General features: G+C 43.4%; 1 protein-coding gene. It reads left to right on the top strand.

Annotated elements, in window-relative coordinates; all coding sequences use genetic code 11:
* The coding region (locus A3761_RS04740) for an IS3 family transposase (protein WP_068749907.1) at positions 1-637 on the top strand (637 nt) is incomplete at its 5' end.
* Between the last annotated feature and the right edge of the window lie 193 nt (positions 638-830).

The raw sequence follows: 830 nt of genomic DNA, 5'->3' as shown, positions 1-830 counted from the left end.
CACTGGGCCAAATGAAGTCTGGAGTTGGGATATTACGTACTGCCCTGCAACTGTGATAGGGCGGTATTATTANCTGTATATGATAGAAGATATCTTCAGTCGCAAAATTGTTGGCTGGGAAGTGCATGAGTCCGAGCAAGGAGAACATGCAGCAGCATTGCTTGAGCGCAGTGTTTGGTCAGAAAAGTGCGTCAGAAAATCCCTGGTGTTGCACTCGGATAATGGTAGCCCAATGAAGAGCTTAACNATGCAAGCAAAAATGCAGGATTTGGGTGTCGCCAGCTCTCGAAGTCGGCCTGGTGTAAGTAATGATAATCCGTTTTCAGAATCACTATTTCGAACCCTGAAGTACTGTCGTCGATGGCCATCTGAGGGATTTAAATCAATCGATGAAGCAAGAACTTGGGTGAAAGAGTTTGTCACTTGGTACAACACAGAGCACCGGCATAGTCGAATTAACTTTGTTACCCCAGAGCAAAGGCACTTAGGTCTGGATGAAGAAATATTATCGAAGAGGGATGAGCTTTATCGCAAGATGAAAAGAAAGAACCAAATAAGGTGGTCAAAAGCTACGCGGAACTGGGAGAAAGTGGGTGACGTTAAGTTGAACCCGGAGAAGGAAAAACAAGCAGCTTAAATGCTCAGGCGACAACTACCTTGAAAAACGCCGCAACCCCGAGAATATAAACGGTCATCCTCAATTATAAATGAAAAGGGAACTATCTCAGACAAGCTTACGTTAGTAATTTTAAGACTGACTTGCATAAACGTCTGAATATGACTAGACATTTGACCGAGCCATCTTATACTTTTTAATTCAGCCCATTTTG

The organism is Oleiphilus sp. HI0123 (genome assembly GCF_001635315.1).
This window is presented reverse-complemented; position numbering and strand designations above follow the sequence as displayed.